Below are 21,761 nucleotides of genomic sequence, written 5' to 3'. Positions count from 1 at the left end.
TCCTCTGCCCGTTTTAGTCACTATATCTCGCGGTTTCTCTCTGGCAAGACAAAGGTGAACCACTAGATGTCGCCGGTTTTGCCCAAAGATTACGACAGAGGCGTGACAGATGGGCAGAGTTTGTTAACCTTGTGGCATGTCGAAAAGCCCCCTGCCCGATGCGCCCGCCCCGCAATCCCTGCTCGAAGCCGCCGTCTATGTCGATGATCTAGACGCGGCGCGGGGGTTTTACCGCGACATTCTGGGGCTGAAACTGTTTCAGGAGGTGCCGGGCCGGCATATGTTCTTTGCCCTTGGCCCTTCGGTCTTGCTGGTCTTCAACCCCACCGCCACGGCGCAACCGCCCGGCAACCCGAAAATGCCGGTCCCGCCCCATGGCGCGCGCGGCCCGGGGCATGTCTGCTTTGCGATGAATCGCGATGAGATCGCCACGATGGAGACGCGGCTGCGGGCCGCCGGGGTCGAGATCGACACCAGTTTTGAATGGCCCAACGGGGCGCGCTCGCTCTATGTGCGCGACCCCGCTGGCAATTCGGTCGAGTTCGCCGAACCCTGGCTTTGGGACGAGATGAAGGGTTAAAGCCCCAGTTTGTCGCGCATGAAGGCCAGCGCCACGCTCAGCCCATCGGGCGCGATGCCATGGCCCGTGCCCTTCATCACATGGGCGTAAACGTCTTGCCACCCCGCCTCTTGCAGCGCTTCGGCGGCCTGCGGCAAGGATTGCGGCGGCACCACGTCATCGGCATCCCCATGAACCAGCAGCACCGGCGGTTTCACCTGCGCCTCTTCGGCCAGCGCTTCGGGGTTGAGCAGACGGCCCGAGAAGGCCACGATCCCCGCCACCGCATCTTCGCGCCGTGGGGCCACATGCAGCGACATCATCGTGCCTTGGGAAAAGCCGAAGAGCACGACCTGTTCGGGCAGCACGTCTTCGTCGACCATCAGCGCGTCGAGGAAGGCGTCGAGGTCTTCGACCGCGCTCATCATGCCGCGCATCGATTCCTCTTCGGATGATCCGTCGATCCAAGGGATCGGGAACCACTGATAGCCCATGGGCGCACCGGCGCAGGCCTCGGGCGCGTCGGGTGCGACGAAAAGCGTGTCGGGCAAATGCTCGCTCAGCGGATCGGCAAGGCCCAGCAGATCGGCGCCATTCGCGCCATAGCCATGCAGGAACACCACCACCGACCGTGTGGTGCCAGAGACCGGCGCGCGGCGCTCGGCGTTCAAAACCCGTGTCATGACAATCCTTCCTTTTGTTTCAACACCCGGTAGTAGGCAAAGAGCAGCCGCGCCGCAACCGACCGCCAAGGTGACCAAGCGGCGGCCATGGCGGTAAGATCTTTCGGCGTCGGGCGCGCGGGCAGATCAAACAGCCCCCGCGCGGCTTCTTGCAACGCAAGATCGCCACTTGGAAAGATGTCGCGACGGCCCATGCAGAACATCACATAGACCTGCGCGGTCCACGGCCCGATGCCCGGCATGGCGACCAACGCGGCAATGGCTTCGTCATCGGACAGGCAGTGCAGCGCGTCAAAGTCAAACTCCCGCTCTGCCAAGGCCAGCACATAGCGTGCCTTGGGGCGGCTCAGACCCGCGGCCCGCAGACCGTCGTCGCCCACGCGCAGGACGTTTTCAGGGCGGTCCAACCCCGCCTCCACCAGCCGCGCATAGATCGCCCGGGCAGAGGCCACGCTCACCTGCTGCCCCACGATAATGTCGAGCAAGCCCGCAAAACCCGGTGGGCGCAGACGTAGGGGCAGCGGACCGGTGCGTGCAAGCGCCATGGCAAAACGCGGCTCAGCCTCGGCCAGCCAAGCGGCTCCCTCGGCCACATCGGCGTCACAGGTAATCGGGGGCGCGAGGCTCACAGCTGCGCCACCCAGTCTATCATCGCGTCAAGGTCGGTCAGGCAGCGCGCCCCCTCTGGCAGGCGCGGCTTTTCGATGAGGATCACCGGCAAGCCAAGGGCAAGTGCGGCGTCGACCTTGGGGCGGCTGGCCGCGCCGCCAAGGTTGCGGCAGATCAGCAGGTCAACGCCAAACTCGCGAAACAGCGCGGTTTCGGTCGCCACCGTGAAAGGCGGATCGCCAAAGATGAGATCCACAAAGTCATAGGGCGCGGGCCGGTCATGGCGACTGGTCTGGCGCAGCATGAGGCGCGCCCCCTTAAACGGCAGAAACTGTGGCAGGCTGGCCCATCCGGTGGCGGCAAAGACGCGGGCCCCGGGCGGCACCGCACGGGCGGCGGCGGGCACATCAGGGACCGACCGCAACAGCGGATCATCCAAAGCCCAGCCGGGGCGCGCAAAACTGACAAAGGGCTTATCCAACGCGGCGGCAGCGGCAAAGCCTGCGTGGCTCAGCCCCGCGTCGAACCCATGGCTGAGGTCCAAAACCGCGTCAAAACCCGCCATGTCGCGCAGCAAGGCGGCGGTATCTTCTGGGTCGCGCATCTCAAACGCCATCGGCATCGGATTGCTGCCGCGCGGCGGTTCCGTCAGCCATGCGGTGGCCCTGTGACCAGCCTCAGCCAAGGCGACGCCAAGCTGCCGCGCTTCGGCAGTGCCAGCGAGCAGAAGAAGGTTCAGCGAAGGGCGGTTTGGGGCGGTCATCGGCGCAATCATCGGCGAGCTTGCCGCCGGGCGCAAGCGGGATCGGAGGCGCAAAAAACGGGCCTGGGCTTGCCCTTACCCATCGGCAGGGCTACGCCTTGGCGGGATGTGAGGAATTCAGACATGATCGACGACAGACGCGCCCGGCGCAACGTAGCGGTGCTGGTGGCAGCGCAGGCCTTTCTTGGTGCTCAGATGCCGATGATTTTCCTCGTGGGTGGCCTTGCCGGTCAGTCGCTGGCGACCAATGTCTGTCTGGCCACGCTGCCGATCTCGATGATCGTGCTGGGCTCCATGCTCTCGGCCACGCCGGTTTCGGCCATCATGCAACGGTTTGGCCGGCGGGCGGGGTTTTTTCTGGGAGCTTCGGGCGGAGCATTGGGCGGCGCGGTCGCGGCCTATGGGCTTTATCTGGCGTCGTTCCCGGTCTTTTTGCTCGGTTCCCTGCTGACGGGCGTCTATATGTCTGCCCAAGGGTTCTACCGTTTCGCCGCCGCCGATACCGCCTCGGATGACTTCCGGCCCAAGGCGATCTCTTATGTGATGGCGGGCGGTCTGGTCTCGGCCATCATCGGGCCGCAGCTTGCCACGGCGACCTCTGGCAGCCTCGTGGTGCCCTTCCTTGGCACCTATTTGGCCGTGGTGGCGGTGAACGTTGTGGGCGCGCTGCTGTTTCTTTTCATCGACATCCCCAAGCCGCCGATCCCGGCGCATGACGCGCCCAAGGGCCGCAGCCGCTGGGAGCTTCTGACCACGCCGCGCATCGCCGTGGCGGTGATCTGCGCCATGGTGGCCTATGCGCTGATGAACCTCGTGATGACCTCGACCCCGCTGGCCGTCGTCGGCTGTGGCTTTAGCCAAGATAACGCAGGCTATGTGGTCACCGGCCATGTGCTGGCGATGTTCGCGCCGTCGTTCTTTACCGGCCACCTGATCAATCGGTACGGCGTTGAGCGGATCATGGGCCTTGGCATTGCGATCCTTGCCGCCGCAGGTCTGGTGGCGCTGCAGGGGGCGGAGCTGGGCAACTTTTTTGTCGCGCTGATCCTCTTGGGGCTGGGCTGGAACTTTGGCTTTATCGGTGCGACCACGATGCTTGCGGGCGCGCATGAGCCGCATGAGCGCGGGCGGATGCAGGGCCTGAATGACCTGCTGGTGTTTGGCGGCGTGACCGTCGCCTCGCTCGCCTCGGGCGGTTTGATGAACTGTTCGGGCGGCACGGCACAAGAAGGCTGGGCAGCGGTGAACTTTGCTATGGTGCCGTTCTTGGTGCTGGCCGGTGGCTCGCTGATCTGGCTGGTGCTGCGCAGCCGCAAAGAAACGCAACTGAGCTAAGCGCCTACCAGCGAGACGCCATGGCCCGCAGCGCGAAATGGCGGCGCGGGTCAGGCAAGCTTGCTTCGGAGACTTTTTGCGGGTCTGCCACAGCCGCGTGCAAGACAGGTCCGGCATGGGCGGCAGGCAACAATGCGGCCCGCGCCGCCTTTGGGATCTGCGCACGTTTGGCCCGCGCTGATTTCAGGCGGTCCAACGCCCCCTTGGCGAGGGCCGAAACCCCTTCCGCCGTGCCATCGAGCAGCGGCACACGGCCCGCCTCTTCCAAATTCGGAATCGCACAGAGCCAAGCGGCGATGCCGGTGGCATAGGCCGCATTGCGCACCACCGCTTCCTCCGTCGCGCCAAGGCGGCGCGCGGCGACCCACATCAGATGGCCTGCGGTCTGATCGATGTAGCGCTCGAAGTGACCAGCATCCTCAAAGGGGTCTTTGTAGATGTCCCACCGCCGCGCGGCGACAAGTTCATCCAGCAGTTCCGCATCCTCGGGCGCGATGGCGCGGGCCAGCGGCGTGGTGACTTCGTGACGCCTGACGGGACCGCCCTTGGCAATCTCTTCCAGCGCGTCGCGCCACCATTGCAGGCGCATCTCGGCGATCATCGCCTCTTGGGTGACCCATGGCGCGCGGGCAACCTCGACGTTGAAGGCGTAGAGCGGGAACAGCAGCTTGCGCGTCTCGACTGGGGCGGCCATGGCTGCGCGAAAGCGCCAAGGGTCGGCGCGCTCTACCATGGCGGCGCAGGCGTTTAGGTCGGCGTCGAAAGTCATACGGGGCGCGCCACCGTCAGTAGGTACCCAAATTCGTCCCCGTGCGCGCGCCAGCAGGCGATTTCCGCCTCAGTGGCATCAAGCATCCTCTTCAATTCGTCATCCGCGCCGGGGCGCAACTTTTCCATGCGGGCCTCTAAAGGGGTGTAGTAATTCTCCCAAGCCTCCTCCGACAGAACGCGGGTCGCCACGACCTCATAGCCCGCCGCGCGCACCCGTTCGGCAATGCCATCGGCGTCGCTCATCGCTGGATAGTCGGCCCATTGCGCGCGGGCCTCCTCGGAAGGGGTATCGGTCAGCCAGCAAGGCTCGGAGAATGCCACCACGCCACCCGCGCGCAGCGATTTGCGCCAGCGGGTCAGCGCCTCTGTCACGCCAAGGAAATAGACCGCGCCGGCACACCAGATCAGGTCGTATTCATTGGCGATGGCGGCCATATCGGCGCGCAACAGGGTAACATTGCTATCTGCAACGAAACGCCCCCGCGCGGTGTCGACAAAATGCGCGGTTTTATCGAGTGCGGTGACATGCCCCTGCGGGATCGCCGCGCGGAGTGCGCCGATGTCACTGCCGGGGCCGCAGGCCACATCGGCAATCTCGGCGCGCGCGGGCAGGTCGACCTGCTCCACGGCCCAGTTCACGTCCGAAGGCTCTCCCGGCCCCTCGCGCGGCAGATCACGGTGCAGCGTGAAAAAGGCGGTCATATCATCTGTCATTGGGCGCGGTCCCGGATCAATTTCCAACGTATCGCATCTAGCAATGCCTCGAAGGAGGCGTCGAGTATGTTGGCGCTGACGCCCACGGTGGACCAACGCCGCCCCTGCCCGTCTTCGCTGTCGATGATGACGCGGGTGGTGGCTTCGGTGCCGCCTTGGGTGATGCGGACTTTGAAGTCAACCAGACGCATGTCATCCAGCAGGCTGCTGTATTTGCCCAAGTCTTTGACCAGTGCTTTGGACAGCGCGTTGACCGGGCCACGGTCTGCGCCATCTTCGTCCAGCGATTCCGAGACCGAGAGCCGCTTTTCTCCGTCGACATCGACCACCACGACCGCTTCGGAAAGGCTGACCATCCGGCCTTCGGCATTGCGCCGACGTTCGACCGTGACGCGGTAGCGCTCCACCTCGAAAAGATGAGGCAACTGGTCCATCACGTCGCGGGCGAGAAGCTCGAAACTCGCCTGTGCGGTGTCATAGGCATAGCCCTGCGCCTCGCGGCCCTTGACCACCTCCAAGATCCGGCCAAGCGCCGGATCGCCCTTGGCCACGGCCAGACCGGCATCGCTCAGCCGTTTGCGCAGATTGGATTGCCCGGCTTGGTTCGACATCGGAATGACGCGGGTATTGCCGACCAGTGCGGGGTCGATATGTTCATAGGTGCTGGGGTCTTTGGCGATGGCGCTGGCATGCAGCCCCGCCTTATGCGCAAAGGCCGACGACCCTACGAAACCTGCCTGTTTCATCGGCACGCGATTAAGGATTTCGTCCAGCATACGACTGGTGCGGGTCAGCCCGCGCAGCGCGTCACGGCTCACACCGATCTCATAGCGGCTGGCATAGGGGTCTTTCAGCAGCAAGATCGGGATCACCGTGGTCAGATTGGCGTTGCCGCACCGCTCGCCCAGTCCGTTCAGCGTGCCTTGGATTTGGCGCGCGCCCGCGTCGACGGCGGCCAGCGTGCAGGCCACGGCGTTTTCGGTGTCGTCATGGGTGTGGATGCCCAGCCGGTCACCGGGGATGCCTGCGGCGATCACATCGCGGGTGATGCGGCCAATCTCTTCGGGCAGCGTGCCGCCATTGGTGTCGCAAAGCACGATCCAGCGCGCACCCGCCCCATAGGCCGCGCGGACCGCCTTAAGCGCGTAGTCGGGGTTGGCCTTGTAGCCATCAAAGAAATGTTCGGCATCAAACAGCGCCTCGCGCCTTTGAGCGACCAGATGGGCGACGGATTTGGCGATGTTGCCAGTGTTTTCCTCCAGCGTGATGCCAAGGGCGGTTTTGACGTGGAAGTCATGGGTCTTGCCGACGATACAGACAGATTGCGTCCCGGCGTTGAGCACGGCGGCCAGCACGTCGTCATTCTCGGCTGACATGCCCGCGCGTTTGGTCATGCCAAAGGCGGTGAGGCGTGCCTTCGTCTGCGGAGCGGCCTCGAAAAATGCGCTGTCGGTGGGGTTAGCACCGGGCCAGCCGCCTTCGATATAGTCTACTCCGAGCGTGTCGAGCGCCTCGGCAATCTGGCGCTTTTCATCGATGGAGAACTGCACGCCTTGGGTCTGCTGCCCATCGCGCAGAGTGGTGTCGTAGAGGGTGAGGCGTTCGCGGGTCACAATACCCCCTCCAACTGGCTGCGATCAAAGCCTGGCGGAGGTGTCAGTTTCACGCCGTCCTTGCTCATCTGCACTTCGATGCCCACGGAGGTCAGCGCCGTTTTAATGCGGTCCACCTCGGCGAAATCCTTGGTTTCCATCGCCGTGGCGCGGGCATCGCTGAGGAAGGCCTCAATGTCACTGAGGTCCAGCGCCTGCACCGCTGCCCATTCGGGAATCAGATCGTCCATCAACCCCAGAAGGACCAACGCCCCGCGCAGACCCGCCGTATCGCCCGCATTCGACAGACGGTGGCATTCGGTCAGCGCACCGTGGGTATTAAGGTCATCCGCCAAGAGCGTGACGAGGTCCGGTGAAGGCGTCGCGGCCTCAGCCTCCGCCGCCTGAAGATACCATTTGCGAAGGGTCTTCTCGGCCTCCTCGCGCTTCTTCTCGGTCCAGTCCATCGGCTTGCGGTAATGGGTTGAGAGCATGACGAAGCGGATCACCTCGCCCTGCACGCCCTGATCCAGCAGATCGCGCACGGTAAAGAAATTGCCCAAGCTCTTGGACATTTTCTTGCCCTCGACCTGCAGCATCTCATTGTGCAGCCAGTAGTTGGCAAAGCCGTGGCCCGCGCATTTCGACTGGGCGATTTCGTTCTCATGATGCGGGAATTGCAAATCGATGCCGCCGCCATGGATGTCGAACCGCTCTCCCAGCAGATCATGGGCCATGGCGGAGCATTCGATATGCCAGCCCGGACGGCCCTGCCCCCACGGCGAATCCCAACCGGGCGTGGCCTTGTCCGAGGGTTTCCACAGCACGAAATCCATCGGGTCCTCTTTATAAGGGGCCACTTCAACCCGCGCGCCTGCGATCATATCGTCGACCGAGCGGCCCGAGAGCGCGCCATATCCTGTATATTTGCGAACCCGAAACAGGACATGGCCTTCGGCCTCATAGGCGTAGCCCTCATCGATCAGCCCGCGGATCATCGTGACCATCTGCGGGATATACTGCGTGGCGCGGGGCATGTGATCAGGCTCGAGCGCGCCGACGGCGGCCATGTCGTCAAGATACCACTGGGTCGTTTCGGCCGTGATCTCACCAATGCTGCGCCCGCTGTCCGCGGCGCGGGCGTTGATCTTGTCATCCACATCGGTGAAATTCCGCACATAGGTGACGTGTTCGGGTCCATAGACATGCCGCAGCAGACGGTAGAGCACATCAAACACGATCACGGGCCGTGCATTGCCCAGATGCGCACGGTCATAGACCGTGGGACCGCAGACATACATCCGCACATTCTGCGCATCAATCGGCGTGAAATCCTCTTTCTTCCGGGTGGCGGTGTTGTGCAGCTTGATCGTCAGGTCACGGGTCATGGGCAGGCGTCCTTGCGCGGGTGTGACGCGGGCTTGGCATAGTTTTGTCAGAATGGGAATGACGTGAACAGCGGCCCGCGCGGATGTCTCAGCGGGTAATGCAGCAAATAATGAGCGTTGCGGTGTTCATGACAAGCTTGTAGCAAGTCCGCCGCCCTCCGCCAAGCCCCTTGTCCGGTTAAGTTTTATGCGCGTAGCGCGCGGCCATGACGGTCGAAGACAGCCTGCTTGGGGGCAGCATTGCCCATCTTTGCCAGATGACATGCCCGCCACGCGGCCTGTCCGCACAAAAAAGGCCGGCCTCCTTTCGGAAGCCGGCCCCCTATCAAAGCGAGTTACCCCGCCAAGATAGATTAGAAGCGCATGGAACCACGCAGGGAGATGGTTGTCGCGTCCAGATCGTCGCCTGTGCCGCCTACGTCATCGAATTTGTGCTGCAGCACTTCGCCACCGACGGTGTAACGGTCTGTGACTTTATATGTGACGCCCAAGCCAGCGAAGGGGCCTGTTTCATCACCAACGTCGGTGTCGGCGCGGGCTGCACCAGCTGTTGCATAGACCAGCGTGTTGCCGAAGTCGTAACCGGCTTTCAGCTTGGCGCGTGCAACGGAATCCGCAGCGACGCCTGTGTTGCCCAGATCGATGTCGGTTTTGTCATAGTCGAGTTCACCACCCAGTACGAACTTGCCGAAGTCATAGTCGTAACCGGCGTGGAAACCGTAGGACGTGTCGTCACCGTCAAGGGTGCCGCTGTCGCTGTCGATGTCGGTTTGACCAACCTGAAGACCGGTGTAGAAGCCTGTCCAGTCGCCATCAACGGCCACGGGTGTCGGCGCAGGTGTGAAAACCGGTGCTTCAACTGTGGTGTCTTCCAGCGAACCGGCTGCTGCTGCACCCGCGAAGGCGCTGGATGCGATCAGGGCGATGCTGGCGATTGTTGTCGTGCGTTTCATGTTCTGCTCCTTAAATACAGGTGACCTGCGATCCTCGCCGCAGGGTCACTCACGCAACGCCTCATCTAGTATTGGGTTTCAGGTTTTTCACTTCACAGATTTGCGATGCGCTGATTGTCGCACATTTGCAACATACCCTCGGCCAAGCGCCGCTTAAGTTATGTATCAAGTGTGTTGCCGCCTTGGGACTTGGCAACAATTATCAAGCTGCATCAAATACTTGCCGCCGCAATACGGATAATTCAGCCCTAGTAACGGTCACCCAAGCGCAAAAAGCCTGCGTGGATCGTTCCTGCACCGACGGTAGGATTGCATGGAAGACCCACGTCCCAAAGCCACCACCCCAAAAACCACACTAAAATCATTCCTCGACGACTGACACTGACCAAGGCTTGCTGTCAAAGGGGAACGCGTTATTTGCCTCTATTGTCAGCAAGAAGGAGCAGACCCCACCCCATGTCTTGGATCACCACTCATTTAGAGATCGTCATCATCGTGATCCTGACGCTGCTGGCGGCGATCGTGATTTTGCAACAGCGCCGCACGCCGCAATCGACGGCGGCTTGGCTGCTGTTCATCATCGCGCTGCCATGGGTCGCGGTGCCGTTGTTTCTCGGGCTGGGCTTTCGCAAACAATCTTCGCGCTACTCCCCGGTGCATTTCCTCAAAGGGGAAACCGGAGGGCCGCCGCCCCGTCCGGTGCATACGCTGGACGCGACGATGCAGTATTTCGGCCTGCCCGCCGCCGCCCATGGGCAAGACCTGCGGCTCTTGGGTGATCCGACAGCGGCGCATGAAGCCGTGATGGCGCTGATCCAAGGGGCCGAGAAACGGATCGACGCGCTTTTCTACATCGTTGCCAATGACGACACCGGCCGCATCTTTGTCGACGCGCTGACCGAACGCGCCAAGGCCGGTGTCAAAGTTCGGCTGCTGATGGACCGCTTGGGCACCCTGCGCGGCCCGGCAGCCGCGCTGCGTCGTTTGCGTGCGGCAGGGGGTGACGTGCGCTTTTATTCACCGCTGTTGCAAGTGCCGGGCTCTGGCCACCTGAACTTGCGCAACCACCGCAAAATGATCATCGCGGATGATGCGCGGGTCTTTTCAGGCGGCATGAACATCGGCGCGCACTACCTCGGCCCCACGGCGCTTGAGGACGGCTGGACCGATCTGGCCTTCTTGCTCGAGGGGCGCGCAGTGCAGAGTTTCGGCGATGTTTTCCGCTCGGATTGGGGCGTGGCCAGCGGGGAGGCTTTGGACCCTGCCCCCTCGGTCGCGGCGCATACGGGCGGGACCGCCACGGTGCAATTGGTTCCTTCCGGCCCCGATATCACCGAAGACCCGCTGCACGACGGTCTGATCCGCGCGCTGCATTTGGCCGAGGCGCGGATTTGGCTCGTGACCCCCTATTTCGTGCCGACCGAAGCGCTTGGTGCGGCTTTGACGACTGCTGCCCGACGCGGTGTGGACGTGCGGGTGCTGGTGCCCGAACGCTCCAACCAACGGCTGGCGGATTTTGCCCGCGGTGCCTACCTGCGCGACCTGCACGAAGCTGGCGGCCATGTGCTGTATTACCAGCCCGGGATGATCCACGCCAAAGCCGGGATCATCGACGATATGGGGCTTGTGGGCACCGCCAATTTCGACGTGCGCAGCATGTTGCTGAACTTTGAGATCACGCTTTTTGTCTATGACGCGGGGTCGGTCGCGAAGCTGCATGACTGGTTTGAACATCTCTCCGAACACTGCGCCATGGAGAAGCCTCCGACGGGGATGATCCGCAAGGTGGCCGAGGGGCTGTTTCGTTTGGGAGCGCCTGTTCTATGATCCCCGCCGTCGCCCCCCAATCGCTGCGCATCGTCAGCTATAACATCCGCAAGGCCCTGGGCACCGATAGACGCCGCGATCCGGAGCGGATCATGCGGATCATCCGCAGCCTGCATGCAGATGTGGTGGTGCTGCAAGAAGCCGACCGCCGCCGCGCCCCGCGCCCCTCTGCCCTGCCGCTGGATCGGGTCGAAGAGGTCACGGGCATGCGCCCCGTGCCAACACCAAGCGATGTCAGCATCGGTTGGCACGGCAATGCCGTTTTGGTCCGCCCCTCTGCCAAGATTGATCAGGTGGCGCATCTGACCCTGCCGGGGGTCGAGCCGCGCGGTGCCATGGTGGCCGATCTGCACATCGGCGCGCGGCAATTGCGCGTCATCGCCTCGCATCTCGGCCTGCTGCGCCCCTCCCGCAAGGAACAGTTGAGCGCTATGATCGCCCATCTTGATGCCTGCGCCGACTGCCCCACGCTGATCGCGGGCGATCTGAACGAATGGTCCCAAAAGGTCGGGCTGGGCCGCTTGGCGAAACGCTTTACGATCCATGCACCGGGCAAAAGCTATCACGCCCGGATGCCCGTGGCTTTTCTTGATCGCATGGCGTTGGATCAGCATCTCACAGTGCGCCAAGGCGGCGTGGTCGAGACCTCGCAGACCCGCCGCGCGTCGGACCATCTGCCGATCTGGCTCGACGTGGCGCATCGCTAGAGCGGGTCACCCCGTAGCCCAAGCCAGCTCGCCTACCATCATGTTGCAAGCCTGCTGCGGATTGGAGAAGGCGACCTGCATATCAAAGGCCATGCGCACATCCGTTCGCGCCTTGGCAATCGTCGCATCCGTCGCCCCAAGCCGCCGTGCCGTGGCGATATTTTGGTTCGCATCGTGCCGCAATTTGCGCACGCTCTCATAACCGCCCGCAAAGCCTGCACATTGTTTGGCGGTCAATTCCGCCGCTGCCGCCCGCCGCGCCGCGGCTTCCATTGGTGAGGCCGGAGGTTCGACACAGGCCGCCAGCGATCCGGTGAGAAATCCCAATATAACAAGACGTTTCATCAAATTCTCCCTTTCACATCCTTGATAGGGAGGGACTGGTTTAATTTTGGTTAACGACTGTTTTGCCTCACGGCCACCACCTGACGTCGGGGCCTATAAGGCCGCGCTCAACCCCGGATGTCGTCATGGCGCCGACGCCGGCGGCAACACCAAGCGCCCCGGCCTCCAACAACCACAGACATCCGATCCAAAGGTCCTTCAATACATAGTTAACCCTGCGCGGTTAAGAAATCTCTCTAAGGCCTAGCAGACCTAACCCAAAGCATATGCCCGAGACCCACCTGCTCAGATTGACGCAAAAGTTACCCGATGAAAGCCTAGTGCAGGACAAATTGAGAGTAAGTCATGATATTCTTTAGATTATTCTGCGCGAGCGCCAAGGCCGTTCTGGGGGCATTCTTTTGGCTCTGTTTTTCAACCATGGTGCTTTCGCACGGCGCGTGGCTGGGCGGCGGCGGCGTTTCCCTGACCGATGCCAGCCGCCAGCAGATCGCGGACCGGGTCGCGGCGGGGCTGCCGCCGATTTCAGCCGGTGATAACATTGCCATCATTGCCGACTTTCCCGTCATAGCCGAAGGCACGCTTGATGGTCCGGGCGGCTATGCCACGTTGTATGTGCCCACCGGGACCGAAGTCGCATCCGCCTATATAACTGATGCTACAGGCGCGGCCCAAGACGCCCGCCCGGCGCGCGCCTCGACGGGGTCTGGCGTGTCTAAGGGTTGGGGTCCGAAAGGGCAGCAGACGTTTGATATTTCTGCAAACGGCTGGGCTCCTTCTGACACGGCGCAGTGCCAAGCAGCGGGTTTTTCCATCGCCAACTGTAACGCCGGGCTGGCCTATATCTATGGCGATACTGGTATTTTTTACTCAACCCGTCCGGATACTGCATTGTTCGCAAACGGATCGGATATCGCTACTTTAGAAAACGGGTACCTCGTCAATCCCACGAATGGCAGCCCTTGGAGCAGCGTTGGCGGCACGGGCACCGCCCGCGTTCACAACAAATGGGACGCGGTTCAGATCAACGCCTTCGGTTCTGGGGGGACAATCGACCCAAACGGTTTCTCAACCCAAGAAGAGACCACGATCACGGGCGGTCGGGGGGCGACACCCTTTCGCGCGGGCAGCCCCGTGGCAGGCCCGGATTCAGGATCCGATTGGGACCGCTATGGCACCATCGGCCCTTGGAACCGGATCAGCTATCCCGGTTCCTGCGAAGCGGATGATCCGCTGCTCGCGGGGCCAGACGGGCCTGCCACTGGCGCCGGATCCGTCTTTCCCGAATCGCTGGACCCGGGCGTTAACTCTTACGAAGCCTGCACCGAAACGACCGCGGGTTTTAACCTTAATAGCAGCGCCGCGTCCGTTTTGCCGAGCGGCACAAACGCAGTGCGCTACGCCTTCGGCGGGATCGCGCAGGGAGAGACTTATTACGCCGTCATGGAGGTAAAGGTCAGCGACCCGGCCAACATTGGATATTTCAATGCCGAAGGTCACGGCGGAGACTCCGCCGAAGGCGCCTCTGCCGGGAACGACAACCCATGGCGCTATTGGGTCGCCGGAACCTCAGCCGTCTCACCTGCGGGGCCTGAAGACCTTTTCGTATCAATCTCCATCACGGCGGTGAACGGCACCCCGTATTCGGGGGGCGACGTTCCGCAGGGCGCCACGCTGACCTACCGTGTGAGCTATGTGAATACGTCGCTCAGCCCTATGACCAATGTGCAAACCTCGGTGACCCTGCCGCCCGAAATTTCGGGTACGACGAACTTTCAAGTCATCTCGGGCGAAGACATCCGCCCTGCCTCCACCCCGACAAACGGCACTTTCCCGCTCCTTCCGATGCCCAGTTTGAACGGTCTTGGAAGCGGCGCCATCGAGTTTGATGCCTATGTCTCTACCGCGGCGGGAGGCAGCATCACCGCCGATGCCGCAAATTCCAGCGACGAAGGCGGGGCCGACACCGACAGCGTCAGCGTTAACGTTACCACCGTGCCAGCCGATACGCTTCCAACCTGTTCTGGAACGCGGTTTTCGATCGTCGATTGGACATCAGACAGCCCCGCAGCCCTCGGCGCGACGTCTACTTTCACCCGCTACGGCGTCGGCGGTTCACTCACTGCAACCGCAAACGCTGACGCTAGATTTGGCCGCGCAGCCGCGATCGGAAACGCAAATGAACTCTACTCCGCCGGGTATGGCGGAAACCCCGTATTCACACAGCAATATGCAACCTTGAATATTGATTTTGACACCCCGATGGACTCCGTCCTTTTCTACGTCACGAGCTTGGAATTTGACGAATCCGTAGCGATCTACGGCGAACGCAACGGCGTGCGCGTGCAACCTGCCATCGCGGACGGCCCGCTTTCGGCCTCCATGTTTCGCCGGGCCAATGCGGATGGTTCTGTCTTGGCAGAGCGCGACAGCACATTCTCGACAACAGCCTTACCCGAGAATTTTGCCGTAGAAGTCGGATTTGGCGCCCCGGTTGATCGGGTCGTGATCGATCATGGCACCCGCAAAAACAACAGCGCAAACTTCGCCGGATCTCTGCAACTGACCGACATCCAAGCCTGTGCCGACTTTACTGACGCGCCATCGATATATGGGGATGCACTCCATACGATGGGGTCAGAGCCCAAGGTCTATCTGGGCGATGCTTTGACAAGCGATGCGGGGCCAGGGAACGCCGATGATGCGGGGTCGGACGATGACGATGGCATAACGATTCCCCCGCTCATCCAAGGTTTTATCGCAACACTAGAAGCACGTGTCCAAGGCGACGGTGGCTTTTTGACCGCTTGGATCGACTACGACGGCAACGATGTCATGGCCCTTGCAACCGCCGAAGAAATCGCGCGCGATTTGCAAGATGATGGCACCGGTGGGGATCAGGTCGCAGGCGATGGCCTGATCCAATTTGACGTGATTGTCCCGGGTGACGCGGTATTGGACCAGACCTTTGCCCGCTTTCGGTGGTCTACGACCCCGGTTGTCGGCGTGGCGGATGTCTCCTTGGATGGGGAGGTCGAAGACTACCCGATCAACATCGCCGCAGCCCCTCTGGTCGATCGCGGTGATGCTCCGGCAAGCTATGGCGACCCTTTGCACATCATCGCTGAAACCGGCATCGCGGGGACCTACTTAGGGGCCCTCCCTCCTGACCCCGAGGCTGCCTCTCAAGCAAGTGCCGATGCTTTGGGCGACGATCTTGACGGTAATGACGACGAAGACGGGGTCACGCTCCCCCAGCTCTTTGCTGGCGGCACGACTGAAATAACCGTGTTTGTAAACGAGGTGACCGGCGGGGTCGGCAGTTTGACAGGCGGCGTGGCCTATCTTCAGGTGTGGATTGACTTTAACGGCAACGGACTATTCGACGCCACAGAGCAGATCGCCTCTGATCTGCAGGACGGCAGCGCTTCGGATAAAGACGGCACCCTGAATGGCGAGATCCGATTTGATGTAAACGTGCCGGGAAGTTCCGTGCTCACGCCGACATTCGCGCGGTTCAGGTGGTCAACCACCGAGGGCGTTGTCCCCCTCGCACTTGACGGAGAGGTTGAGGACTACAGGCTGACAGTTTCCGGCGATGTTCCTCCGGTTTCCTGCGACAGTGGCCTCTACCTGCTGTCTGACGATCCAACGCAGTTGCGCAAACTGCGCTTTACCGACACCGGGTCGGGCTACTCCATGTCATCGCAACCCATCGGGACAGCGCCGCGCCGGCTGGCAGCTGGCTGGGGATACAACGAACTCGATGGCTATATCTATGGCGTCCGCCCCGGCAAAGATGAACTGTGGCGCGTGGACGGCACCGGAAACTTTACAGAAATGCCTTCATTCCCAAACAGCGCCGAACGGGCCGAAGATGCGGGCGATATCTTGCCCAACGGTACACTGGTCTACGAAGTAGACGATGTCACCTGGCAGTTGTTGGATTTGGCCGACCCCAACAATCCCATTGATGCCGGGCAATTGACCCTCTCTCAAGCTGTCACGGTGTCCGATTTCGCCGTAAATCCATTGGACGGCTTCATCTACGGCATCAACGAAAACACCGGCAGCCTGTTTCGCGTCTTCGCGAACAATGGTCTCGCCGGTTTCACCACGGTGGTGGAATTTGGGCCTAGTGTTTACACGGGCATCTGGTCTGCGGTTTTCTTTGACGAGAACGGCCAGATGTACGCCTATGAAGAGGTATCGAACTCTATTTTCCTAATCGATACGTCGACCGGCAATCGGTTAAGGCTGGCCACGGGAACGGATGAGGGCGGTTTCAGCGATGGCACCTCGTGCCGCGGCGGGACACCTTTCGTACTGTCCGGACTGGGCGGCAACATCTATATCGATCAAGACGGTTCCGACATAAAAGACGGCGCGGAAGAGAACTTGGCGGGCGGGATCCGGGTGGATCTGTACTCCGATAACGCAACGCCAAATGATCTGGACGATGACAGTTTTCTCCAGACAGTCGATACTGAGCCTGACGGAACTTATGCCTTTGTCGGTTTGCCTGCGGGCACCACCTACCGGGTAGAGGTGGATGTCAATGATGCCGACCTCCTCCCCGGGGCGCAGATCGGGACGTCGAACCCCCTCGTCGGTGTAAAGGCCGATTCCGGTGCCTTCACAGTGGCCTATGACTTTGGTTTCGATCCGCAGTTTTCTGACCTCTCGATCACCAAAGAGGCTTTCCAGGCGGGCACCACCTCTCCCGTCACAACCGCTGTCGAAGGCGACATCATCGACTGGGTGATCAGCGTGACGAATGACGGCCCCGGCTCGCCTTCGGGGGTCCAGGTGATTGAAAACATCCCCGCAGGTTTCGCTTATATCAGCGACACGGCCCCTCCGACCGGCGATTACTTCGACCCAAGTACGGGACTTTGGTTCGTCGATGAAATCCTGCCGGGTGCGACAGAAACCCTTACCATACGTGTCCGTGTCACGGCGGGTGGCAACTATACAAACGTTGTCGAGATCGTGAGCAGTTCCCTACCCGACCTCGACAGCGATCCAGCCGTTGGTCTGGCCCAAGATGACTTGCAGGACGGGATTGCCGACGACGACGAAGCCAGCGTCACGATCGCTCTCGCAACCTCGGGCGGTGAAATTTCAGGCCAGCTGATCCGGGATGATGGTCGCGGCGGGGTCGCGCATGATGGCTCTGCCACGGGCGACGAGGTAGGCACGAATGCAGGAACCATTCAGCTGCTGGACGATGCCGGTGCGCTTTTGGCAAGCCCGCAGGTCGGCGCCGATGGACGATGGGCCTATCGGCTCGCGCCGAACTACACCGGCAGCCTGACCGTCTCAACGGTGCCCGCCGAAGGGTGGAGAGCGATTTCCGAGCGACCGGGCTCACTGCCGGGATTGGTGAACAGCGATCCACATGATGGCTCGTTCAGCTTCACCCCTTCTCCTGAGACCGATTACAGCGGACTTACCTTGGGCATTATTCCACTTCCCACTTTGAGTGAGGACCGTGACGCGTACATCGGCGCGGGCCAAATCGCCCTTCTGCCCCATCTCTATCGAGCCAGTTCATCTGGGATCACCACCTTTACAGTAGAGAGCATTTCCGAGCCTGCGGTCGGCGCATTCTCGGTTGCACTCTTTATCGACAACGATTGCGATGGCGCGCCCGACACCCCGCTGACCGTGCCAATTTCCGTGCAAGCGGGTGACGAACTCTGCCTCATTTCAAGGGTCTCGGCGGGTGGCGGCCTGCCTCCGGGCAGCGCTTTGACCTACGAGGTGCAAGCCGCCACGGACTTTTCCGAAACCACTGCTTCGCACATTACAACCGATACGGATCGCGTGACGGTCGAAGTCGGTGGCAGTCAGCTCGTTCTGGTGAAAACTGTACAGAACGAAACGCAAGGCACGGGTGAGGGCTATTCAAATCAAGCCTCGCCCGGGGATGTACTGGTATACCGCATCACAGTGGTGAACCCGAGCCAGCGCATTGCATCCGCCATCGTTATTTACGACCGAACGCCGCCCTATACGCAATTGTCGGAGGCCGTAGCCACACCGCAAACCGTGAGCCCCTCGCTGATCTGCGATCTCGCAAACCCAAGCGACAACCTTCCGGGATATGAAGGCCCCCTGCGGTGGGATTGCAGCGGGACGCATGCCGCAGGCGCCGAAGGGAGTGTGTTTTTCAAGGTCCGCGTGACCCCTTGATCGGAACCGCCGGCCAGACAGTCGGCGCAGACAGTGGGATCTTGATCTTTACGATCAAACCCTTGTCTTGCGGCACCAGTTCGGCTTGGCCGCCGTGACGGCGCAGGACATCTTTAACAATCGCAAGACCAAGACCACTGCCTTGCCCTTCGCTTAGTTGGCCGAACCTCTCGAACGCGGCCTCGGCACTGCCTTCGGGAATGCCGGTGCCGTCATCCTCTACAGCCAAAACCGCAAATTGCCCCTCTACCATGGTGCTGACGCCGATCGCGGTGAGGCCGCCGCCGCCATGGGTCAGCGCGTTTTCAAGCAAATTGGTGATCGCTTCGGCGAGCAGCACAGTGTCGCCCGCAACATGTAGCGGTGTGGTGCATGGTTCAAAGCCAAAGCCAATGTCCCGCGACAGGACGGTGGGGGCAAAGTCACTGCACACTTCGGCAGCGACAGCGTTGAGCTCAAGCGTATCGAATGCAGGGACCTCGTCGTAGCGCAACCGTTCAAGAGACAGCAACTGATTGGCCAGCCGCGCTGATTTGCGGGCCGCAGCAATCAATTCGCGTTCTCTCAATCGACGCTCTTGCGGGTCGCTGACATCTGGCAAAACCTCGGCCAATGACAACAAAGCTGAAGCGGGGTTGCGCAGTTGATGCGCGGCGTTGGAGATAAAGACCTGATGGTCCTCAATGCTCTGGCGCACCTGCCCGAACAGCCGGTTCAACGTGGCGACAATACCAAAGGCCTCAGCCGGGACCGGGCGGCGAATATCGCGCAGGTCATCGGGGGATCGGTGTTGGATCGCATCTTGCAAATCGTTCAAGGGGCGCAGGCCGATCTTCACCCCGAACCAGACCACCAAAGCAAGGGCCGCCATCAGACTGGCGATCAAAGCCGCCGCGCGGCGCGCCAAGGCGGCGGCGAAGGCATTGCGATCACTGTCCCTTTGCCAGACTGTGACAATCGTATCGCCCGTCAGGTTGCCGATGGTCGTACTCTCCCGCATCCGCAAAACGCGCACAGGCTCGCCCCGGTATTCAGCCATCGTGTAGTTCAGCCGATCCTCGCCCGCCCGGCCACCAGAGACGGGTGGATAGGCATAACCGGTGATGTAAATGCCACCGGGGCCCGTGACATGGTAAAAAAGCTCACCGCCCCCGGCGTCCGAGACGAAATCCCGCGTGCTGGGCGAAAGTGCGTCCCCGCCCGAAATCGCCACATCGCGGGAAATCGCCAAAGCTGCTGCCAGCAGGCTCCGGTCGAACAGGGTTTCAGAGGTGCGCTGCGCCACTTCAAAGCGCCAAAATCCCAGAAAGATCGAAAGCAACAGCAGCGGCGGCAGGATCAGCATGAACAGCCGGGAGCGCAGCGACCTCGAGGTCATGCGCTATCGACCTCCAGCATATAGCCCAGCCCGCGCGCGGCTTTGATGCGGATGCCGAAGGGCTCCAACCGTTTGCGAAGACGGGAGACATGCGGCTCGATTGCGCTGTCTTCCTGCGCGGCACCGGTGCCATAGACATGGGTGATCAGTTGTGATTTCGAGACGATCCGCCCGCGCCTTTCGAGAAGGCATTCAAGCGTCGCCAGTTCTTTGCGGGGGAAGGCCAGTGGCTGTTCGTCCTTCAACAACTGGCGGTTGGTTCGGTCAAAGACCAAGGGGCCAATCGCGTCGCGGGCGGCGAATTCAAGGTTCTTGCGCCGCGCCATGGCCCGCAGCCGCGCCTCCAACTCATCCATCTCGAAGGGTTTGGTCAGATAATCATCGGCCCCGGCATCCAGCCCGGCAACCCGCTCTGACGTCTCTGCCCGCGCGGTCAGCAGGATCACCGGCGTTCCATCGCCCCGGCGGCGCAGGCGGCTCAGAACCTCCAGCCCATCACAGCCGGGCAGATTGCAATCCAGTACGATCAAGTCTGCCCCCTCATGGCGCAGAAAAGCATCCGCGTCTTCCCCATCGTGCAGCAGGTCCACCGCGTGGCCGCGATCGCGCAGGCGATGGGCAATTCCTTGAGCAAGGGCCTCATTGTCTTCGATGACTGCTATGCGCATGATTAAAACTTAATCCTGATGCGCAAGTTTCGCGCAAGGTTGGAAAGGCAGTGTGCCCGTGTTGGAGGAGGGATTCGTTCCCTAAAACAAATCCGAACGACGGCAGATGTGAAAGTCTGACCGCTACAGAATGTCTACGGGAGGACACCTATGACTATCAAGTATTTCGCCGCCACCGCTGCATCCGCCGCCTGCCTCGCCGCCCCGGCGCTGGCCGAGGTCGATTTTGCAGGCAAAACCATCGAGTGGGTCATCCCCTTCTCGGAAACCGGCGGCTCGGCCAAATGGGCCAACTTCTTTGCGCCGCTTTTGTCCGAAGAACTGCCCGGCAACCCCACGGTCGTCGTGAAGTTCATGCCGGGTGCAGGTTCAACCAAAGGCGCCAACTGGTTCCAAGAGCAAGAGCATGACGACGGTACGGTCCTTTTCGGCACCTCCGGTTCGACCCAGTTCCCCTATCTGCTGGACGATCCGCGGGTGCGCTATGAGTACAGCGACTGGAACCCGGTCATGGCCTCGGGCACCGGTGGGGTCGCTTATCTGAACCCCACAGACGGTGAGAAATTCGACGGCACTGCCAATAACCTCAAAGACGTCAACTTCATCTATGGCTCGCAGGGGGCCACGCGCCTTGACCTCGTGCCGCTGCTGGCATGGGAAATGCTGGGCATGAACGTCGAGCCTGTCTTTGGCATCAAGGGCCGTGGCGATGGCCGTCTGATGTTTGAGCGCGGCGAGGCCACGATCGACTATCAGACCTCGTCGAGCTACCTCGGGGCCTCAGCGGATCTGGTCGAAAAAGGTCAGGCCGTGCCGATGATGACTTGGGGCGCACTGGACGAGGACGGCAACATCGTTCGCGACCCCACCTTCCCCGACATCGCGACTTTCAAGGAAGTTTGCGAAGCGACCGAAGGCTGCGCCACCGAAGGCGAGGCATGGGACGCATGGAAAGCCTTCTTTATCGCAGGTTTCCCTGTGCAAAAGATTGCCTTCCTGCCCGCAGGCACACCCGACGATGTGATCGCGACCTACACGGCGGCCTTTGACGCGGTGCGCAACCGCGAAGACTTTGCCCAGATTGCCGAGAAACGTGTCGGTAAGTACCCCGTCTTCGTAGGCGAAGGCGCGGCAAAGGCGACGAAGCGCGGCACGACCGTCTCTGCGGAGGCGAAAGCCTTCGTCACCAACTGGCTGCAAGAAGCCTATGGCGTTTCGCTGAAGTAAGCGGAACCCTCTCGGCCCCGGGTCAATTCCGGGGCCGCCCCCCT

The 21,761-nt window shown here is 61.6% G+C and carries 17 protein-coding genes; 6 read left to right on the top strand and 11 right to left on the bottom strand.

Annotated elements, in window-relative coordinates; translation table 11 throughout:
- Positions 1–136 precede the first annotated feature (136 nt).
- Positions 137–580: a VOC family protein gene (locus K3758_RS08885; RefSeq protein ID WP_259944065.1), complete on the top strand. Its 444-nt coding sequence runs from the start codon at positions 137–139 to the stop codon at positions 578–580.
- Here the strand turns inward: K3758_RS08885 and K3758_RS08880 are convergent.
- Genes K3758_RS08880 through K3758_RS08870 form a run of 3 tightly spaced genes read right to left on the bottom strand, consistent with a single transcriptional unit; the run spans position 577 to position 2,614 of the window.
- The gene (locus K3758_RS08880; protein ID WP_067267442.1) at positions 577–1,242 is read right to left on the bottom strand and encodes an alpha/beta hydrolase; all 666 of its coding nucleotides are present in this window, start codon (positions 1,240–1,242) and stop codon (positions 577–579) included. The two genes, K3758_RS08885 and K3758_RS08880, sit on opposite strands and share 4 nt — an antisense overlap.
- Positions 1,239–1,871, bottom strand: coding sequence for a DNA-3-methyladenine glycosylase (locus K3758_RS08875; RefSeq protein ID WP_259944063.1), 633 nt, complete (start codon positions 1,869–1,871; stop codon positions 1,239–1,241). Before K3758_RS08875 ends, K3758_RS08880 begins: the two co-directional genes overlap by 4 nt.
- Complete coding sequence (locus tag K3758_RS08870; RefSeq protein WP_259944061.1) at positions 1,868–2,614, bottom strand: precorrin-6A/cobalt-precorrin-6A reductase; 747 nt, start codon at positions 2,612–2,614, stop codon at positions 1,868–1,870. Before K3758_RS08870 ends, K3758_RS08875 begins: the two co-directional genes overlap by 4 nt.
- A gap of 123 nt (positions 2,615–2,737) precedes the next feature.
- Here K3758_RS08870 and K3758_RS08865 point away from each other — a divergent pair, with 123 nt between their 5' ends.
- Positions 2,738–3,949 (top strand): MFS transporter, encoded by a 1,212-nt coding sequence (locus K3758_RS08865; protein WP_259944059.1) that lies wholly within the window; start codon positions 2,738–2,740, stop codon positions 3,947–3,949.
- A gap of 4 nt (positions 3,950–3,953) precedes the next feature.
- Here the strand turns inward: K3758_RS08865 and K3758_RS08860 are convergent, their stop codons facing one another.
- The 5 genes from K3758_RS08860 to K3758_RS08840 form a co-directional block, all read right to left on the bottom strand.
- Positions 3,954–4,718, bottom strand: a complete 765-nt coding sequence (locus K3758_RS08860) for a squalene/phytoene synthase family protein (protein WP_259944058.1) — start codon at positions 4,716–4,718, stop codon at positions 3,954–3,956.
- Complete coding sequence (locus tag K3758_RS08855; RefSeq protein ID WP_259944057.1) at positions 4,715–5,434, bottom strand: trans-aconitate 2-methyltransferase; 720 nt, start codon at positions 5,432–5,434, stop codon at positions 4,715–4,717. The genes K3758_RS08860 and K3758_RS08855 overlap by 4 nt, the downstream gene beginning before the upstream one ends.
- Complete coding sequence (gene cimA / locus K3758_RS08850) at positions 5,431–7,047, bottom strand: citramalate synthase (RefSeq protein ID WP_259944056.1); 1,617 nt, start codon at positions 7,045–7,047, stop codon at positions 5,431–5,433. Before cimA ends, K3758_RS08855 begins: the two co-directional genes overlap by 4 nt.
- Entirely contained in the window at positions 7,044–8,414 is a 1,371-nt protein-coding gene (gene cysS / locus K3758_RS08845; protein WP_259944055.1) for a cysteine--tRNA ligase, read from the bottom strand. Before cysS ends, cimA begins: the two co-directional genes overlap by 4 nt.
- A gap of 353 nt (positions 8,415–8,767) precedes the next feature.
- Positions 8,768–9,367 (bottom strand): outer membrane protein, encoded by a 600-nt coding sequence (locus K3758_RS08840; protein ID WP_067621921.1) that lies wholly within the window; start codon positions 9,365–9,367, stop codon positions 8,768–8,770.
- A gap of 456 nt (positions 9,368–9,823) precedes the next feature.
- Here K3758_RS08840 and K3758_RS08835 point away from each other — a divergent pair, with 456 nt between their 5' ends.
- Positions 9,824–11,194, top strand: a complete 1,371-nt coding sequence (locus K3758_RS08835) for a phosphatidylserine/phosphatidylglycerophosphate/cardiolipin synthase family protein (protein WP_259944053.1) — start codon at positions 9,824–9,826, stop codon at positions 11,192–11,194.
- Positions 11,191–11,901, top strand: a complete 711-nt coding sequence (locus tag K3758_RS08830) for an endonuclease/exonuclease/phosphatase family protein (protein ID WP_259944052.1) — start codon at positions 11,191–11,193, stop codon at positions 11,899–11,901. Before K3758_RS08835 ends, K3758_RS08830 begins: the two co-directional genes overlap by 4 nt.
- A gap of 6 nt (positions 11,902–11,907) precedes the next feature.
- Here the strand turns inward: K3758_RS08830 and K3758_RS08825 are convergent, their stop codons facing one another.
- Complete coding sequence (locus K3758_RS08825; RefSeq protein WP_067622059.1) at positions 11,908–12,246, bottom strand: hypothetical protein; 339 nt, start codon at positions 12,244–12,246, stop codon at positions 11,908–11,910.
- A gap of 345 nt (positions 12,247–12,591) precedes the next feature.
- On the opposite strand from K3758_RS08825, the gene K3758_RS08820 reads away from it, so the two are divergent.
- Entirely contained in the window at positions 12,592–18,444 is a 5,853-nt protein-coding gene (locus tag K3758_RS08820) for a DUF11 domain-containing protein (protein WP_259944047.1), read from the top strand.
- Here K3758_RS08820 and K3758_RS08815 read toward each other — a convergent pair.
- Positions 18,422–19,822: a sensor histidine kinase gene (locus K3758_RS08815; RefSeq protein WP_259944044.1), complete on the bottom strand. Its 1,401-nt coding sequence runs from the start codon at positions 19,820–19,822 to the stop codon at positions 18,422–18,424. The genes K3758_RS08820 and K3758_RS08815 overlap by 23 nt on opposite strands.
- Positions 19,819–20,490 carry a response regulator transcription factor gene (locus tag K3758_RS08810; RefSeq protein ID WP_259944041.1) on the bottom strand — a complete coding sequence of 224 codons (672 nt, stop codon included), beginning with the start codon at positions 20,488–20,490 and terminating at the stop codon, positions 19,819–19,821. The genes K3758_RS08815 and K3758_RS08810 overlap by 4 nt, the downstream gene beginning before the upstream one ends.
- Before the next feature lie 150 nt (positions 20,491–20,640).
- On the opposite strand from K3758_RS08810, the gene K3758_RS08805 reads away from it, so the two are divergent.
- A complete protein-coding gene (locus K3758_RS08805; RefSeq protein WP_259944038.1) occupies positions 20,641–21,717 on the top strand; it encodes a tricarboxylate transporter in 1,077 nt (358 codons plus the stop codon).
- The last annotated feature ends 44 nt before the right edge of the window (positions 21,718–21,761 follow it).

The sequence above is a fragment of the Sulfitobacter sp. W002 genome, from assembly GCF_025142135.1.
GTDB classification, from domain to species: Bacteria; Pseudomonadota; Alphaproteobacteria; order Rhodobacterales; family Rhodobacteraceae; genus Sulfitobacter; species Sulfitobacter profundi.
Note: the sequence above shows the minus strand (reverse complement) of the source record. Positions and strands in the feature narration are given on the sequence as shown.

Bases quoted from the DNA above. Each gene is read 5' to 3' on its own strand.
- K3758_RS08885 (WP_259944065.1), top strand. From the start codon at position 137: ATGTCGAAAAGCCCCCTGCCCGATGCGCCCGCCCCGCAATCCCTGCTC.
- K3758_RS08880 (WP_067267442.1), bottom strand. From the start codon at position 1,242: ATGACACGGGTTTTGAACGCCGAGCGCCGCGCGCCGGTCTCTGGCACC.
- K3758_RS08870 (WP_259944061.1), bottom strand. From the start codon at position 2,614: ATGACCGCCCCAAACCGCCCTTCGCTGAACCTTCTTCTGCTCGCTGGC.
- K3758_RS08865 (WP_259944059.1), top strand. From the start codon at position 2,738: ATGATCGACGACAGACGCGCCCGGCGCAACGTAGCGGTGCTGGTGGCA.
- K3758_RS08860 (WP_259944058.1), bottom strand. From the start codon at position 4,718: ATGACTTTCGACGCCGACCTAAACGCCTGCGCCGCCATGGTAGAGCGC.
- K3758_RS08855 (WP_259944057.1), bottom strand. From the start codon at position 5,434: ATGACAGATGATATGACCGCCTTTTTCACGCTGCACCGTGATCTGCCG.
- cysS (WP_259944055.1), bottom strand. From the start codon at position 8,414: ATGACCCGTGACCTGACGATCAAGCTGCACAACACCGCCACCCGGAAG.
- K3758_RS08840 (WP_067621921.1), bottom strand. From the start codon at position 9,367: ATGAAACGCACGACAACAATCGCCAGCATCGCCCTGATCGCATCCAGC.
- K3758_RS08835 (WP_259944053.1), top strand. From the start codon at position 9,824: ATGTCTTGGATCACCACTCATTTAGAGATCGTCATCATCGTGATCCTG.
- K3758_RS08830 (WP_259944052.1), top strand. From the start codon at position 11,191: ATGATCCCCGCCGTCGCCCCCCAATCGCTGCGCATCGTCAGCTATAAC.
- K3758_RS08825 (WP_067622059.1), bottom strand. From the start codon at position 12,246: ATGAAACGTCTTGTTATATTGGGATTTCTCACCGGATCGCTGGCGGCC.
- K3758_RS08820 (WP_259944047.1), top strand. From the start codon at position 12,592: ATGATATTCTTTAGATTATTCTGCGCGAGCGCCAAGGCCGTTCTGGGG.
- K3758_RS08815 (WP_259944044.1), bottom strand. From the start codon at position 19,822: ATGACCTCGAGGTCGCTGCGCTCCCGGCTGTTCATGCTGATCCTGCCG.
- K3758_RS08810 (WP_259944041.1), bottom strand. From the start codon at position 20,490: ATGCGCATAGCAGTCATCGAAGACAATGAGGCCCTTGCTCAAGGAATT.
- K3758_RS08805 (WP_259944038.1), top strand. From the start codon at position 20,641: ATGACTATCAAGTATTTCGCCGCCACCGCTGCATCCGCCGCCTGCCTC.